Source organism: Variovorax sp. AB1(2024) (assembly GCF_037482385.2).
In the GTDB taxonomy this organism is placed as follows: Bacteria; Pseudomonadota; Gammaproteobacteria; order Burkholderiales; family Burkholderiaceae_C; genus Variovorax.
In genome coordinates this window covers 2,136,773-2,151,161 of sequence record NZ_JBBHKP020000001.1, presented here as the reverse complement: position 1 = coordinate 2,151,161, position 14,389 = coordinate 2,136,773, and the positions used below count along the sequence as shown (strand labels likewise).

The window sequence follows — 14,389 nt, the reverse complement described above, 5'->3', positions numbered from 1 at the left end:
CGTGGGTTTCAGGAGGACGGAATGGCCGACGCGAACGCGTCGATGATGTGGCGGATCGGCTCGCGCTTGAGCTTGAGCGCCGCCTGGTTCACCACCAGGCGCGCGCTGATGTCCATGATGCGTTCTACCTCGACGAGGTGGTTGGCCTTGAGCGTGTTGCCGGTGGAGACCAGGTCGACGATGGCGTCGGCCAGCCCGGTCAGCGGCGCCAGCTCCATGCTGCCGTAGAGCTTGATCAGATCGACGTGCACGCCCTTGCTGGCGAAGAAGTCGCGTGCCAGGCCCACGTACTTGGTGGCCACGCGCAGGCGGGAGCCCTGCTTCACGGCGGAGGCGTAGTCGTAGTCGGCGCGCACGGCCACGCTCAGGCGGCAGGCGGCGATGCGCAGGTCGAGCGGCTGGTACATGCCCTGGTTGCCGTTCTCCAGCAGCACGTCGAGCCCGGTCACGCCGAGGTCGGCGCCGCCGTACTGCACGTAGGTGGGCACGTCGGAGGCGCGCACCAGCACCACGCGCACGTCGGGCCGGGTGGTTTCGAGAATCAGCTTGCGCGACTTCTCGGGGTCTTCGGTGACCTCGATGCCGGCCGCGGCCAGCAGGGGCATCGTCTCTTCGAAGATGCGGCCCTTGGAAAGCGCCAATGTGATCATGCGGCGGCTCCCGTCACGCGTTCGATGTCGGCGCCGAGGCCGCGCAGCTTGGATTCCATGCGGTCGTAGCCCCGGTCCAGGTGATAGATGCGGTCGACCAGCGTCTCGCCCTCGGCCACGAGGCCGGCAATGACGAGGCTGGCGGAAGCGCGCAGGTCTGTGGCCATCACGGTGGCGCCCGACAATTGCGGCACGCCGGTGACCATCGCGACCTTGCCTTCGACGTGGATGTGGGCGCCCAGGCGCACCATCTCGTTCACGTGCATGAAGCGGTTCTCGAAGATGGTCTCGGTGACCATCGAGGCGCCGCGCGCGATCACGTTCAGGGCCATGAACTGGGCCTGCATGTCGGTGGGGAAGCCCGGGTATTCGGTGGTGCTGAAGCTCTGCGCCTTCAGGTGTTCGTAGGCAGGGCCCCTGGAGCCGATGCGCACGCCGTCTTTTTCGCAGGCCACGGTGCAGCCGGCGTCGCGCAGCTTGTCGATCACGGCGTCGAGGTGGTCGCCGCGCGCATGGCGCAGGAAAGCCTCGCCGCCGGTGGCCGCCACGGCGCACAGGAAGGTGCCGGCCTCGATGCGGTCGGCCACCACGGCATGCTCGCAGCCGTGCAGCTTCTCGACGCCCTGGATGCGGATGTGGCTGGTGCCGTGGCCTTCGATCTTCGCGCCCATGCGGATCAGCATTTCGGCCAGGTCGACGATCTCGGGCTCCTGGGCAGCGTTCTCGAGCAGCGTATCGCCCTCGGCCAGCGCGGCCGCCATGAGGAAGTTCTCGGTGCCGGTGACGGTGACCATGTCGGTCAGGATGCGCGCGCCCTTCAGGCGGGTGCGGCCCTCCGGCAGGCGGGCGACCATGTAGCCGTGCTCGACCACGATCTCGGCGCCCATGGCCTGCAGGCCCTTGATGTGCTGGTCGACCGGCCGCGACCCGATGGCGCAGCCGCCCGGCAGCGACACCCTGGCATGGCCGAAGCGCGCCAGCAGCGGGCCCAGGGCCAGCACGGAGGCGCGCATGGTCTTCACGAGCTCGTAGGGCGCCTCGGGCTTGGTCAGGTCGGCGGCGTCCAGGCGCACGGTGCCGTTGTCGTCTCGCTCGGCGGTCACGCCCATGTTGCGGACCAGCTTGAGCATGGTCGACACGTCCTGCAGGCGCGGCACGTTGTGCAGCACCACGGGCTGGTCGGTCAGCAGCGCAGCGCACAGCTCGGGCAGCGCGGCGTTCTTGGCGCCGGAAATGAGTACTTCGCCGCGGAGCTCTCGCCCGCCGCGAATCAGAAGTTTGTCCATCGAAATTCCAGCGAAATCAGGGGCCGCCAGGGCCGGAAAGTTATTTTTCCACTGCCGCCCATTCGGCCGGCGTGTAGGTCTTCATCGAAAGCGCGTGCACCTCGTCGGTGTGCATTTTCGCACCGAGGGTGGCGTAGACCCGCTGATGGCGCTGGATCGAGCGCTTGCCCTCGAATTCGGCCGAGACGATGGTGGCGTACCAATGCCGGCCGTCGCCCTCGAGCGTGATGTGCTCGCATGGGAGATGGGACTGGATCAGGGCCTGGAGTTGTTCGGCGGTCATGGGATTTTGGGGAAGAGGCGCTCAGCTACGGATCTTGTAGCCGATGCGCAGCAGGTGGACGGCAATGGCGCTCACCACCAGCCAGGCGGTGCCGACGATGCCCAGGCTCAGCCACGGCGAGGCGTCGCTGACGCCGAAGAAGCCGTAGCGGAAGCCGTCGATCATGTAGAAGAACGGGTTCAGGTGGCTCACCTTCTGCCAGAAAGGCGGCAGCGAGCCGATCGAATAGAACACGCCCGACAGGAAGGTCATGGGCATGATCAGGAAATTCTGGAACACCGCCATCTGGTCGAACTTCTCGGCCCAGAGGCCGGCGATGAGGCCCAGCGTGCCCAGCATGGCCGCGCCCAGCAGCGCGAACACGATGATCCACAGCGGCGCCACGAAGTCGGGCACTGCGAAGAGCATGGTCACCAGGAACACGCCCAGCCCCACGGCCAGCCCGCGGATGATCGACGAGCCCACGTAGGCGAAGAACCAGCCCCAGTGCGACAGCGGCGTGAGCAGCACGAACACCAGGTTGCCCATGATCTTGCTCTGGATGATCGACGAAGAGCTGTTGGCGAAGGCGTTCTGCAGCACGCTCATCATCACGAGGCCAGGCACCAGAAAGGCCGTGTAGCCGACCGTGCCGTAGACCGTCACGCGGCCCTCGAGCACATGGCCGAACACCATGAGGTAAAGCAGCGCGGTGAGCACCGGCGCGCCGACGGTCTGGAAGCCGACCTTCCAGAAGCGCAGCGTTTCCTTGTAGAGCAGCGCGCGCCAACCGGTTACCGCCATCATCTTGCAACCTCCAGCGGGGTCTGCTCGCCCGCCATCAGGTCGATGAACACGTCTTCCAGGTCGGCCTTGCGCATTTCCACGTCTTCCACCGCGACGCCGGCTTCGCGGATCGCGGCCAGCAGTTGTTCGACTTCATGGGCGTTCTGCGCCGGCAGCTGCACGATGCGCCCGGTGATGCGCGCGTTCTTCGCGATCTCCCAGGGCAGCATGGCGTCGGTCTTGAACCGCAGCACGTTGCTCGCAGCCGATTTCAGCAGTTCGCTGGTGCGGGCCAGCGCGATCACGCGGCCCAGCTTGAGCATGGCGATGCGGCTGCACAGCGCCTCGGCCTCTTCCAGGTAATGGGTGGTGAGCAGCACGGTGCTGCCCTGCTTGTTGAGCCTGGCGACGAACTGCCAGAGCGTCTGGCGCAGTTCGACGTCGACGCCGGCGGTGGGCTCGTCGAGCACGATCACCGGCGGCTTGTGCACCAGCGCCTGCGCCACCAGCACCCGGCGCTTCATGCCGCCGGAGAGCTGGCGCATGTTGGCCGTGGCCTTGTCGGCGAGGCCCAGGCTCTGCAGCAGCTCGTCGATCCAGGCCTCGTTGTTCTTGATGCCGAAGTAGCCCGACTGGATGCGCAGCGACTCGCGCACGTTGAAGAAGGGGTCGAACACCAGCTCCTGCGGCACGATGCCCAGCTGGCGGCGGGCCTGCGCGAAGTCGCGCTGCACGTCGAAGCCGTGGACGCTGATGGCACCCGACGTGGGACGCGAGAGCCCCGCGAGCATGCTGATCAGGGACGTCTTGCCGGCGCCGTTGGGACCGAGCAGGCCGAAGAATTCGCCCGGTTCGATCTGGAAGCTGACCTCGTCGACAGCCTTCAGCCCTTGCTTGCCTTGGGCTTTCTGCTGTTTGGAGGGGGGGTAGGTCTTGGAGACCGATTGGAATGAGATCGCGGGCATGGGAGCCCGCGATTTTACGGGGCTGTTACTTTTTCAGGGCGCGGCGGGCAAAAGGCCCGCAACGCCGTACAGGGTGGCCAGTTCGCGCAGCCGCGGGGAGAGGCCCTTGACCGAGAACCCCCGGCCCAGCGCGCTCGATTCGCGGCGGCACTCCAGCAGCACGGCCAGCGCCGACGAATCGAACTGGGCCAGCGCGCTCGCGTCCACCACGGTGGAAGACGAATCGGTCTGGCCCTTCAGCCCCTGCTGCAGCATGCGCATGCAGGCGGGGGCCTCGTCATGGGTGAGCCGGGTGGGCAGGACCAGCATCGCTCGGCCCTCAGCCCTTGGCGTTGCCCTTGTTTCGCGCGGCCAGCGCGGCGATCAGGCCGTCGATGCCGCTCTTGTTGATTTCCTGCGCGAACTGGGTGCGGTAGGTATCGACCAGCCACACGCCCAGCACGTTCAGGTTGTAGACCTTCCAGCCGGCGCCCTGGCCGGGGGTCTTTTCAAGGCGGTAGTCCAGCTGGACCGGGTCGCCACGGCCCGTGACCTCGGTACGCACCAGCACGTCGGTGTCGCTTGGCGAGCCGCGGAACGGGCGAACGGTGACGGTCTGGTCGGTCACCTGGTCGAGCGCGCCGGCATAGGTGCGCACCAGCAGGGTCTTGAACTCGTCCTGCAGGCGCTTTTGCTGCTCCGGCGTGGCGGTGCGCCAAGCCGGGCCGACGGCCGAGGCCGTCATGCGCTGGAAGTTGACGTTGGGCATGATCTTGCTGTCGACCAGCACCATGATCTTGTTCACGTCACCCGACTTGATGCTGGTATCGGACTTGATGGTCTCGAGCACGTCGGTCGAGAGGCGCTTGACGAGCGCATCGGGCGCTTCGTCGGCTGCGCGCGCGGGCTGCACGAAGGCGACAGCGGCACCGAACAGCAGGGCGCCGGCCAGCACCAGGCGGCCGAGATCGCGTCGTTGCAAGGTCTTGTTGTTCATGGAGAGTCCCTCAATCAAGTTTGAAAATCTGCGAAGCACGTCAAAGCAGCGGTGTGCACAGACAAGAACGGGTTCGAGCGGCACGGCGCCTACCGGGTTCCTGTCCGGGAGGTGAAGCCTTGCAACCGGATGCAAGCAGCTCAGCCTCCCGAGCGCGCCGCACGCTTACTTTCCGGCGCCGTCGTCAGGCGGGTTGCCGTCGTAGATCTGGCTTTGGCGGCGCTGCAGGAAAGCGTCACGCGTGAACGAATACTTGTCGAGCGCCGCGTCGCCGAGCAGGCGGCCGGCCCGCAGGTACTGGGAACGGGTGTCGACCACGTCCAGCACCGTCAGCGAATTGCGCCAGGCAACGTCGTGAATGTGGTTCACCGGGTCGCCCCAGAAATCCAGCGGCTTGGCCGCAGCGTCGCGCACGGTGGACGGGCCCAGCAGCGGCAGCACGAGGTAGGGGCCGGGGGCCACGCCCCAGTAGCCGAGCGTCTGGCCGAAGTCTTTCTCGTGGCGGGGAATGCCCGCTTCGGTCGCGACATCCAGCAGGCCGCCAAGGCCGAAGAACGTATTGACGTTCAGGCGCATGAAGGTTTCCGCGCTGTCCTGCAGCTTGAGCTGGGCCACGTTGTTGGCCAGGCTCCAGACGTCGCCGATGTTGCCGAAGAAGTTGTTCACCCCGGTACGCACCATGGAGGGCAGCACCTTCTGGTAGGCCGTGGCTACCGGGACGAGCACCGCGTCGTCGACGGTGTCGTTGAAGCGGGTGACACCGCGGTTGAACGGCTCGAGCGGGTCGGCCGGGTTGGCATTGGGGCCGGTGGCGCATCCGGCCACGAACGCGAGGACCGCTGCGGCACTTGCCCAGCGCAGGCCGCTACCCATGCGGTGCACGGGGCTTGACAGATTTGATCGTGTTTTCATTTTTTGTTGGCTGTTCCGGCCGACGAGGTATTACCTTCCGCCGCCTTGCTGTACAGGAACTGACTGATCAGGTTCTCCAGCACCACGGCCGACTGGGTCGCGGTGATGGTGTCGCCTGCCTGCAGGTTCTTGTCGTCGGCGCCCGCCTCGATCCCGATGTACTGCTCGCCGAGCAGGCCACTGGTCAGGATCTTCAGAGAGCTGTCCTTGGGAAAACTGTAACGGTTTTGCAAAGCCAGTGTTACGTTGGCCTGAAAGGTCTTGTCGTTGAAGGAGATCGACTCCACGCGGCCGACCACCACGCCGGCGCTCTTGACCGCGGTCTGGGGCTTGAGCCCGCCGATGTTGTCGAAGCGCGCCGTCACCGAGTAGGTCTTCTGGAAGTTCAGGCTCAGCAGGTTGGCCGACTGCAGAGCGAGGAACAGCAGCGCAGCCGCGCCGATCAGGACGAACAGGCCGACCCAGATGTCGTTGTTGGAACGTTGCATGGTTTGCACTCTCTAGAACGATTGGGGCCCGGCCCCTTTTAGATACTGAACATCATGGCGGTGAGCAGGAAATCGAGCCCCAGTACCGCCAACGACGCCGTGACCACAGTTTTGGTGGTCGCCCGCGAAACGCCCTCGGGCGTGGGCTGGGCCTCGTAGCCCTGCAGCAGCGCGATGAAAGTGACGGTGAAGCCGAACACGATGCTCTTGATGACGCCGTTGCCGACGTCGCGCCACACATCGACGCCGCCCTGCATCTGGCCCCAGAACGCGCCCGGGTCGACGCCCAGCATCAGCACGCCCACCACGTAGCCGCCCATGATGCCGACCGCGCTGAACACCGCCGCCAGCAAGGGCATGGTGATGACGCCGGCCCAGAAACGCGGCGCAAGGATGCGCTGCACCGGATCGACCGCCATCATTTCCATGGCGCTCAGCTGCTCGTCGGCCTTCATGAGGCCGATTTCTGCGGTGAGGGAAGTACCGGCGCGCCCGGTGAACAGCAGCGCCGCCACCACGGGGCCCAATTCGCGCACCAGGCTCAGCGTGACCAGCAGGCCCAGCGCCTCGGACGATCCGTACCGCTGCAGCGCGTAATACATCTGCAGCCCCAGCACGAATCCCACGAAGAGCCCCGACACGCCGATTATGGCGAGCGAGTAGTTGCCCAGGAAATGGATCTGGTCGCGCACCAGGCCGAAGCGCCGCATGATCCGCGCGCCGGGGCCGACCAGGCGCATGAAGAGCTTCGCGCCGTGGCCCAGGTTGGCCAGATGGCTGCGCACCGCAAAGCCGACATCGGCAGGCTTCCACCAACTCATGAGCGGCCCCCTTCGACATTGCCGAAATCGGCTTCGATGCTGACGCCGGGGTAGTGGAAACGAACCGGCCCGTCGGGCAGCGCATTCACGAACTGGTGCACCAGCGGATCGTCGCTGTTGCGCACGTCGTCGGGCGCGCCCTGCGCCGCGATGCCGCCGTTGGCCAGGATGATCACGTGATCGGCGATGCGGAAGGTCTCCTCCAGGTCGTGCGACACGATGATGCTGGTGAGCCCGAGCGTGTCGTTGAGCTGCCGGATCAGCCGCGCGGCGGTGCCGAGCGAGATCGGGTCCAGCCCGGCGAAGGGCTCGTCGTACATCACGAGGTCGGGGTCCAGCGCGATCGCGCGTGCCAGCGCCACGCGGCGCGCCATGCCGCCCGAGACCTCGCTGGGCATCAGGTCGCGCGCACCGCGCAGGCCGACCGCGTCGAGCTTCATGAGCACGATGTCGCGTACCAGCGCTTCGGAGAGTTGTGTGTGCTCACGCAGCGGGAAAGCCACGTTGTCGAACACGCTCATGTCGGTGAACAGCGCGCCGAACTGGAAGAGCATGCCCATGCGCCGACGCGCCGCATAGAGCGCCTTCGCGTCGAACCTGACGACATCCTGACCATCGAAAAGGACCGCGCCGCGCTGTGCGCGCTGCTGCCCGCCGATCAACCGCAGGACCGTGGTCTTGCCGCCACCCGAAGCGCCCATGAGCGCCGTCACCTTGCCGCGCGGCACACTGAAGGACACGCCGTCGAGGATGGCGCGCGCACCGTAGCCGAACGTGACGTCGCGAAACTCTACGAAAGGATGTGGCTGTGTAGCAGGGTCCATCTCAATAAAAAAGCCGGGCGCCCTTTCAAGCATCCCGGCATGCGGTTTTGCAGCGGATGATAACGGGGCCGCGACGGCGACCACGAAACTGAAACAAAATTCAGCGCGGCAAGTAGCTGAATCCCATCAGAAACTCATCCACCGACCGCGCGGCTTGACGGCCTTCGCGAATCGCCCACACAACCAGCGACTGCCCGCGGCGGATGTCGCCGGCGGCAAAAACCTTCGGTACGTTGGTGGCATAGCCGCCGATGAAGTCGACCGTCGCCTTGGCGTTGCCGCGTGCATCCTTCTCCACGCCGAAGGCGTCGAGCACGGTGGCCACGGGGCTCACGAAGCCCATGGCCAGCAGCACGAGGTCGGCCTTGAGCACCTGCTCGCTGCCGGCGACTTCCTGCATCTTGCCGTCCTTCCATTCGACGCGAACGGTCTTCAGGCCGGTGACCTTGCCCTTCTCGCCGATGAATTCCTTGGTGGAGATGGCGAACTCGCGCTCGCAGCCCTCTTCATGGCTGGAGCTGGTGCGCAGCTTGATCGGCCAGTAGGGCCAGGTCAGCGGGCGGTTTTCTTCTTCGGGCGGCTGGGGCATCAGCTCGAACTGCGTGACGCTCACGGCGCCGTGGCGGTTGCTGGTGCCCACGCAGTCGGAGCCGGTGTCGCCGCCGCCGATGACGATGACGTGCTTGCCGTCGGCGCGCAATTGGCCCTTGACCTTGTCGCCCGCGTTGACGCGGTTCTGCTGCGGCAGGAACTCCATCGCGAAATGGATGCCGTCGAGGTCGCGGCCGGGCACCGGCAGGTCGCGCGACTGCTCGGCGCCGCCGGTGAGCAGCACGGCGTCGAACTCTTTCTGCAGCTGCTCGGGCGTGACGGTTTCCTTGGCCAGGTTCGTGACCTTGGAGCCCTTGCCCAGCGGGTCTTTCGCGGCGCCGACCATCACGCCGGTGCGGAACACCACGCCTTCGGCCTTCATCTGCTCCACGCGGCGGTCGATATGCGACTTCTCCATCTTGAAGTCGGGAATGCCGTAGCGAAGCAGGCCGCCGATGCGGTCGTTCTTCTCGAACAGCGTCACGTCGTGGCCGGCACGCGCCAGTTGCTGCGCAGCCGCCATGCCGGCCGGGCCCGCGCCCACCACGGCCACCTTCTTGCCGGTCTTGTGCTTGGCGACGCGCGGCGCCACCCAGCCTTCGTCCCAGGCACGGTCGATGATCGCGTGCTCCAGCGACTTGATGCCGACCGCGTCGTCGTTCACGTTGAGCACGCAGGCCGCCTCGCAGGGCGCGGGGCAGATGCGGCCGGTGAACTCGGGGAAGTTGTTGGTCGAGTCGAGCACCGCGAAGGCGTTCTGCCAGTCGTTGCGGTACACCAGGTCGTTGAAGTCCGGAATGATGTTGTTGACCGGGCAGCCGCTGTTGCAGAACGGCGTGCCGCAGTCCATGCAGCGCGCACCCTGCACCTTGGCCTGCTCGGCGTTCAGGCCGACGACGAATTCCTTGTAGTGCTTGACGCGCTCGTCAACGGGCTTGTAGCCCTCTTCGATGCGCTCATGCTCCATGAAGCCGGTGATCTTTCCCATCGTGCTTTCCTTTGTTCTCTGTACTCGTGGGCGCTCAGACCGAAGCCGGGGCCGTTTGCGGTGCGGGGGCCGTCAGCGCATGCGGCTCGAGGCCGATGTGCGCGTTGTTGCCGGTGCTGGTGAGCTCGACCTTGCGGTCGTGCAGCTCGGCCAGCGCGCGCTTGTATTCGTTCGGGAACACCTTCACGAACTTGGTGCGCGACACGGCCCAGTTGTCGAGCAGCTCGCGCGCGCGCTTGCTGCCGGTCCAGCGATGGTGCTCTTCGAGCAGCTTCTTGAGCTGGGCTTCGTCGGTCTCGCCGCCGTGCCAGATCTTGCGGTGCACGCTCGCGGTCTGCTCGGCCGAGGTCAGCACCTTGTCGAGCGACACCATCGAGAGGTTGCAGCGCGAGGCGAACTGGCCGTCCTCGTCGTACACGAAGGCGACGCCGCCGCTCATGCCGGCCGCGAAGTTGCGGCCCGTCTTGCCGAGCACGGCCACCGTCCCGCCGGTCATGTATTCGCAGCCGTGGTCGCCGGTGCCTTCGATGACCGCCGTGGCGCCCGACAGGCGCACCGCGAAGCGCTCGCCGGCCACGCCGCACAGGTAGGCCTCGCCGGTGGTCGCGCCGTACAGCGCGGTGTTGCCGACGATGGTGTTGCGTACCGCTTCGCCGCGGAAGTCGAGGCTGGGTCGAACCACCACGCGGCCGCCCGAGAGGCCCTTGCCGGTGTAGTCGTTGGCGTCGCCGATCAGGTACAGCGTGATGCCGCGCGCCAGGAAGGCGCCGAACGACTGGCCGCCCGTGCCTTCGAGCTGGATGCGGATCGAGTCGTCGGGCAGGCCCTGCGGATGCACCTTGGTCAGCGCGCCCGAGAGCATGGCGCCCACCGAGCGGTTGACGTTGCGCGCCACCTCGATGAACTGCACCTTCTCGCCCTTCTCGATGGCGGGGCGCGACTTCTCGATGAGCTTCACGTCGAGCGCCTTGTCCAGGCCGTGGTCCTGGTTCTCGACATGGAAGCGCGGCACGTCGGCTGGCACGCTCGGCAGCGCGAACAGGCGGCTGAAGTCGAGGCCCGAGGCCTTCCAGTGCTCGATGCCCTTGCGCATGTCGAGCAGGTCGGCACGGCCGATCAGGTCGTCGAACTTGCGGATGCCCAGCTGGGCCATGATCTGGCGCACTTCTTCGGCAACGAAGAAGAAGTAGTTGACGACATGCTCGGGCTTGCCGGAGAACTTCTTGCGCAGCACCGGGTCTTGCGTGGCCACGCCCACCGGGCAGGTGTTCAGGTGGCACTTGCGCATCATGATGCAGCCCTCGACCACCAGCGGCGCCGTGGCAAAGCCGAACTCGTCGGCGCCCAGCAGCGCGCCGATGGCGACGTCGCGGCCGGTCTTCATCTGGCCGTCGGCCTGCACGCGGATGCGGCTGCGCAGGCGGTTGAGCACCAGCGTCTGCTGCGTCTCGGCCAGGCCGATTTCCCACGGGCTGCCCGCATGCTTGATGGACGACCAGGGCGATGCGCCCGTGCCGCCGTCATGGCCGGCGATCACGACGTGGTCGCTCTTGCACTTGGCGACGCCCGCGGCGATGGTGCCCACGCCGATCTCGCTCACCAGCTTCACGCTGATGCTGGCGTGCGGCGCGGTGTTCTTCAGGTCGTGAATCAGCTGTGCCAGGTCTTCGATCGAGTAGATGTCGTGGTGCGGCGGCGGCGAGATCAGGCCCACGCCCGGCACCGCATAACGCTGCTTGCCGATGTACTCGGTGACCTTGCCGCCCGGCAGCTGGCCGCCCTCGCCCGGCTTGGCACCCTGTGCCATCTTGATCTGGATCTGGTCGGCCGAATGCAGGTACTCGGCCGTGACGCCGAAGCGGCCCGACGCGACCTGCTTGATGCGCGAGCGCAGCGAGTCGCCGTCGCGCAGCGGCATGTCGACCTCGACGTTGGCCGCGCCGATCACGCTCTTGAGCGTGTCGCCCTGCTTGATCGGGATGCCCTTGAGTTCGTTGCGGTAGCGCGCGGGGTCTTCACCGCCTTCGCCGGTGTTGCTCTTGCCGCCGATGCGGTTCATGGCCACGGCCAGCACCGAGTGCGCCTCGGTGCTGATCGAGCCGAGCGACATCGCGCCGGTGGCGAAGCGCTTCACGATTTCGGACGCAGCTTCGACCTCGTCGACCGGAATGGCCTTGGCGGGGTCGATCTTGAACTCGAACAGGCCGCGCAGCGTGAGGTGGCGGCGGTTCTGGTCGTTGATGAGCTGGGCGTATTCCTTGTACGTGTTCCAGTTGTTGGCGCGCGTGCTGTGCTGCAGCTTGGCGATGGCGTCGGGCGTCCACATGTGCTCCTCGCCGCGCGTGCGCCAGGCGTATTCGCCGCCGGCGTCGAGCATGTTGGCGAGCACCGGGTCGTCGCCGAAGGCCGCCTTGTGCATGCGGATGGCTTCCTCGGCGATCTCGAAGACGCCGATGCCTTCCACGCGGCTGGCGGTGCCGGTGAAGTACTTGTTGACCGTCTCGCTGTTCAGGCCGATGGCTTCGAACAGCTGGGCGCCGCAGTAGCTCATGTAGGTGCTGACACCCATCTTCGACATGATCTTCGACAGGCCCTTGCCGATGGCCTTGACGTAGTTGTAGACCGCCTTGTCGGCGCTCAGCTCGCCCGGCAGGTCGGCATGCATGGCCACCAGCGTTTCCATGGCGAGGTAGGGGTGCACGGCTTCCGCGCCGTAGCCGGCCAGCACGCCGAAGTGATGCACTTCGCGCGCCGAGCCGGTCTCGACCACCAGGCCGGCCGTGGTGCGCAGGCCTTCGCGAACCAGGTACTGGTGCACGGCCGACAGCGCCAGCACGGCGGGAATGGCCACCTGCGTCGGGCTCACGCCGCGGTCGCTGATGATCAGGATGTTGTGGCCGCCCTTGATGGCGTCCACCGCTTCGGCGCACAGCGAGGCCAGCTTGGCTTCGACGCCTTCGTCGCCCCACGCGAGCGGGTAGGTGATGTCGAGCACGTAGCTCTTGAACTTGCCCTGCGTGTACTTGCCGATGTCGCGCAGCTTCGCCATGTCGGCGAAGTCGAGGATCGGCTGGCTCACTTCGAGCCGCATCGGCGGGTTGACCTGGTTGATGTCCAGCAGGTTGGGCTTGGGGCCGATGAAGGACACCAGCGACATCACGATGGCTTCGCGGATCGGGTCGATCGGCGGGTTCGTCACCTGCGCGAACAGCTGCTTGAAGTAGTTGTACAGCGGCTTGTTCTTGCTGGAGAGAACGGCCAGCGGGCTGTCGTTGCCCATGGAGCCGATGCCCTCTTCGCCGGCCTGCGCCATCGGGCTCATCAGGAACTTGATGTCTTCCTGGGTGTAGCCGAAGGCCTGCTGGCGGTCGAGCAGCGCGACTTGCGAGAGCGGCGCGGAGACCGGCTCGGCCTTGACGCTGTCGAGCTTGATGCGCAGGTTTTCGATCCACTGCTTGTAGGGCTTGCTGTTGGCGAGGTTGGCCTTGACCTCCTCGTCGTCGATCATGCGGCCCTGTTCCAGGTCGATCAGGAACATCTTGCCGGGCTGCAGGCGCCACTTGCGCACGATCTTCTGCTCGGGCACGGGCAGCACGCCCGATTCGGAGGCCATGATGACCAGGTCGTCGTCGGTCACGCAGTAGCGCGAGGGACGCAGGCCGTTGCGGTCGAGCGTGGCGCCGATCTGGCGGCCGTCGGTGAACACGATGGAGGCCGGGCCGTCCCAGGGCTCGAGCATGGCGGCGTGGTACTCATAGAACGCGCGGCGGCGCGGATCCATGGTGGCGTGCTGTTCCCAGGGCTCGGGAATCATCATCATCACGGCCTGGCTGATGGGGTAGCCGGCCATCGTCAGCAGCTCGAGGCAGTTGTCGAAGGTGGCGGTGTCGGACTGGCCGGCGAAGCTGATCGGGTAGAGCTTCTGCAGGTCGGCGCCCAGCACGGGCGAGGACATCACGCCTTCGCGGGCCTTCATCCAGTTGTAGTTGCCCTTGACCGTGTTGATTTCGCCGTTGTGGGCGACGTAGCGGTACGGGTGGGCCAGCGGCCACTCGGGGAAGGTGTTGGTGGAGAAGCGCTGGTGCACCAGGCCCAGGGCCGAGACGCAGCGCTTGTCCTGCAGGTCGAGGTAGTAGGTGCCGACCTGGTCGGCCAGCAGCAGGCCCTTGTAGACCACGGTGCGGCTCGACATGCTGGGAACGTAGTATTCCTTGCTGTGCTTGAGCTTCAGGCGCTGGATGTTGGCGCTGGCGGTCTTGCGGATCACGTAGAGCTTGCGTTCCAGCGCGTCCTGCACGATCACGTCGTTGCCGCGGCCGATGAACACCTGGCGCAGCAGCGGTTCCTTTTCGCGCACGGTGGGCGACATGGGCATGTCGCGGTTGACCGGCACGTCGCGCCAGCCGAGCAGCACCTGGCCTTCGGCCTTGATGGCGCGTTCCATTTCCTGTTCGCAGGCTTCGCGCGAAGCGTGTTCCTTCGGCAGGAAGATCATGCCGACGCCGTACTCGCCCGGCGGGGGCAGCGTGACACCCTGCTTCGCCATTTCTTCGCGGTACAGGTGGTCGGGCAGTTGGATCAGGATGCCGGCGCCGTCGCCCATCAGCTTGTCGGCACCCACAGCGCCGCGATGGTCGAGGTTTTCGAGGATCTTCAAGCCCTGCAGCACGATGGCATGGCTTTTCTCGCCCTTGATGTGTGCGACGAAGCCGACGCCGCAGGCATCGTGCTCGTCGGCACCGGAATACAGACCGTGTTCTTGGAGATGTTGAATCTCGGCAGCCGTCGTCATGGGCGCGCTCCTTCAGTTTTCGCAGGGAAAGGGAGCATATTGCGATGC

13 protein-coding genes are annotated in these 14,389 nt (G+C 66.2%); all 13 read right to left on the bottom strand.

The annotated features are described in order from the left end of the window. Nucleotides 1-8: 8 nt before the first annotated feature. On the bottom strand, nt 9-650 hold the full coding sequence (hisG, locus tag WIX39_RS10005; protein WP_081266450.1) for an ATP phosphoribosyltransferase: 642 nt from the start codon (nt 648-650) through the stop codon (nt 9-11). Next, on the bottom strand, nt 647-1,936 hold the full coding sequence (murA, locus tag WIX39_RS10000) for a UDP-N-acetylglucosamine 1-carboxyvinyltransferase (RefSeq protein ID WP_106935543.1): 1,290 nt from the start codon (nt 1,934-1,936) through the stop codon (nt 647-649). The genes hisG and murA overlap by 4 nt, the downstream gene beginning before the upstream one ends. A 40-nt stretch (nt 1,937-1,976) precedes the next feature. Next, nucleotides 1,977-2,219 (bottom strand): BolA family protein, encoded by a 243-nt coding sequence (locus WIX39_RS09995; RefSeq protein WP_093048598.1) that lies wholly within the window; start codon nt 2,217-2,219, stop codon nt 1,977-1,979. Between the two features lie 21 nt (nt 2,220-2,240). Continuing rightward, nucleotides 2,241-3,005 (bottom strand): ABC transporter permease, encoded by a 765-nt coding sequence (locus tag WIX39_RS09990; RefSeq protein WP_081266453.1) that lies wholly within the window; start codon nt 3,003-3,005, stop codon nt 2,241-2,243. Further along, complete coding sequence (locus WIX39_RS09985) at nt 3,002-3,949, bottom strand: ABC transporter ATP-binding protein (RefSeq protein WP_081266454.1); 948 nt, start codon at nt 3,947-3,949, stop codon at nt 3,002-3,004. The genes WIX39_RS09990 and WIX39_RS09985 overlap by 4 nt, the downstream gene beginning before the upstream one ends. Before the next feature lie 33 nt (nt 3,950-3,982). Beyond that, on the bottom strand, nt 3,983-4,258 hold the full coding sequence (locus WIX39_RS09980; RefSeq protein WP_081266455.1) for an STAS domain-containing protein: 276 nt from the start codon (nt 4,256-4,258) through the stop codon (nt 3,983-3,985). 10 nt (nt 4,259-4,268) lie between these two features. Continuing rightward, the gene (locus WIX39_RS09975) at nt 4,269-4,925 is read right to left on the bottom strand and encodes an MlaC/ttg2D family ABC transporter substrate-binding protein (RefSeq protein WP_081266456.1); all 657 of its coding nucleotides are present in this window, start codon (nt 4,923-4,925) and stop codon (nt 4,269-4,271) included. A gap of 165 nt (nt 4,926-5,090) precedes the next feature. Further along, entirely contained in the window at nt 5,091-5,798 is a 708-nt protein-coding gene (locus WIX39_RS09970) for an MlaA family lipoprotein (RefSeq protein ID WP_409194992.1), read from the bottom strand. Nucleotides 5,799-5,833: 35 nt separating this feature from the next. Next, a complete protein-coding gene (gene mlaD, locus WIX39_RS09965) occupies nt 5,834-6,325 on the bottom strand; it encodes an outer membrane lipid asymmetry maintenance protein MlaD (RefSeq protein WP_081266458.1) in 492 nt (163 codons plus the stop codon). Between the two features lie 38 nt (nt 6,326-6,363). Continuing rightward, nucleotides 6,364-7,146, bottom strand: a complete 783-nt coding sequence (gene mlaE, locus WIX39_RS09960; protein ID WP_081266459.1) for a lipid asymmetry maintenance ABC transporter permease subunit MlaE — start codon at nt 7,144-7,146, stop codon at nt 6,364-6,366. After that, entirely contained in the window at nt 7,143-8,003 is an 861-nt protein-coding gene (locus tag WIX39_RS09955) for an ABC transporter ATP-binding protein (protein WP_106935545.1), read from the bottom strand. Before WIX39_RS09955 ends, mlaE begins: the two co-directional genes overlap by 4 nt. 67 nt (nt 8,004-8,070) lie before the next feature. After that, nucleotides 8,071-9,549: a glutamate synthase subunit beta gene (locus tag WIX39_RS09950; RefSeq protein ID WP_409194991.1), complete on the bottom strand. Its 1,479-nt coding sequence runs from the start codon at nt 9,547-9,549 to the stop codon at nt 8,071-8,073. A 34-nt stretch (nt 9,550-9,583) separates the two neighbouring features. Next, the gene (locus WIX39_RS09945; RefSeq protein ID WP_081266462.1) at nt 9,584-14,341 is read right to left on the bottom strand and encodes a glutamate synthase-related protein; all 4,758 of its coding nucleotides are present in this window, start codon (nt 14,339-14,341) and stop codon (nt 9,584-9,586) included. Nucleotides 14,342-14,389 lie beyond the last annotated feature (48 nt).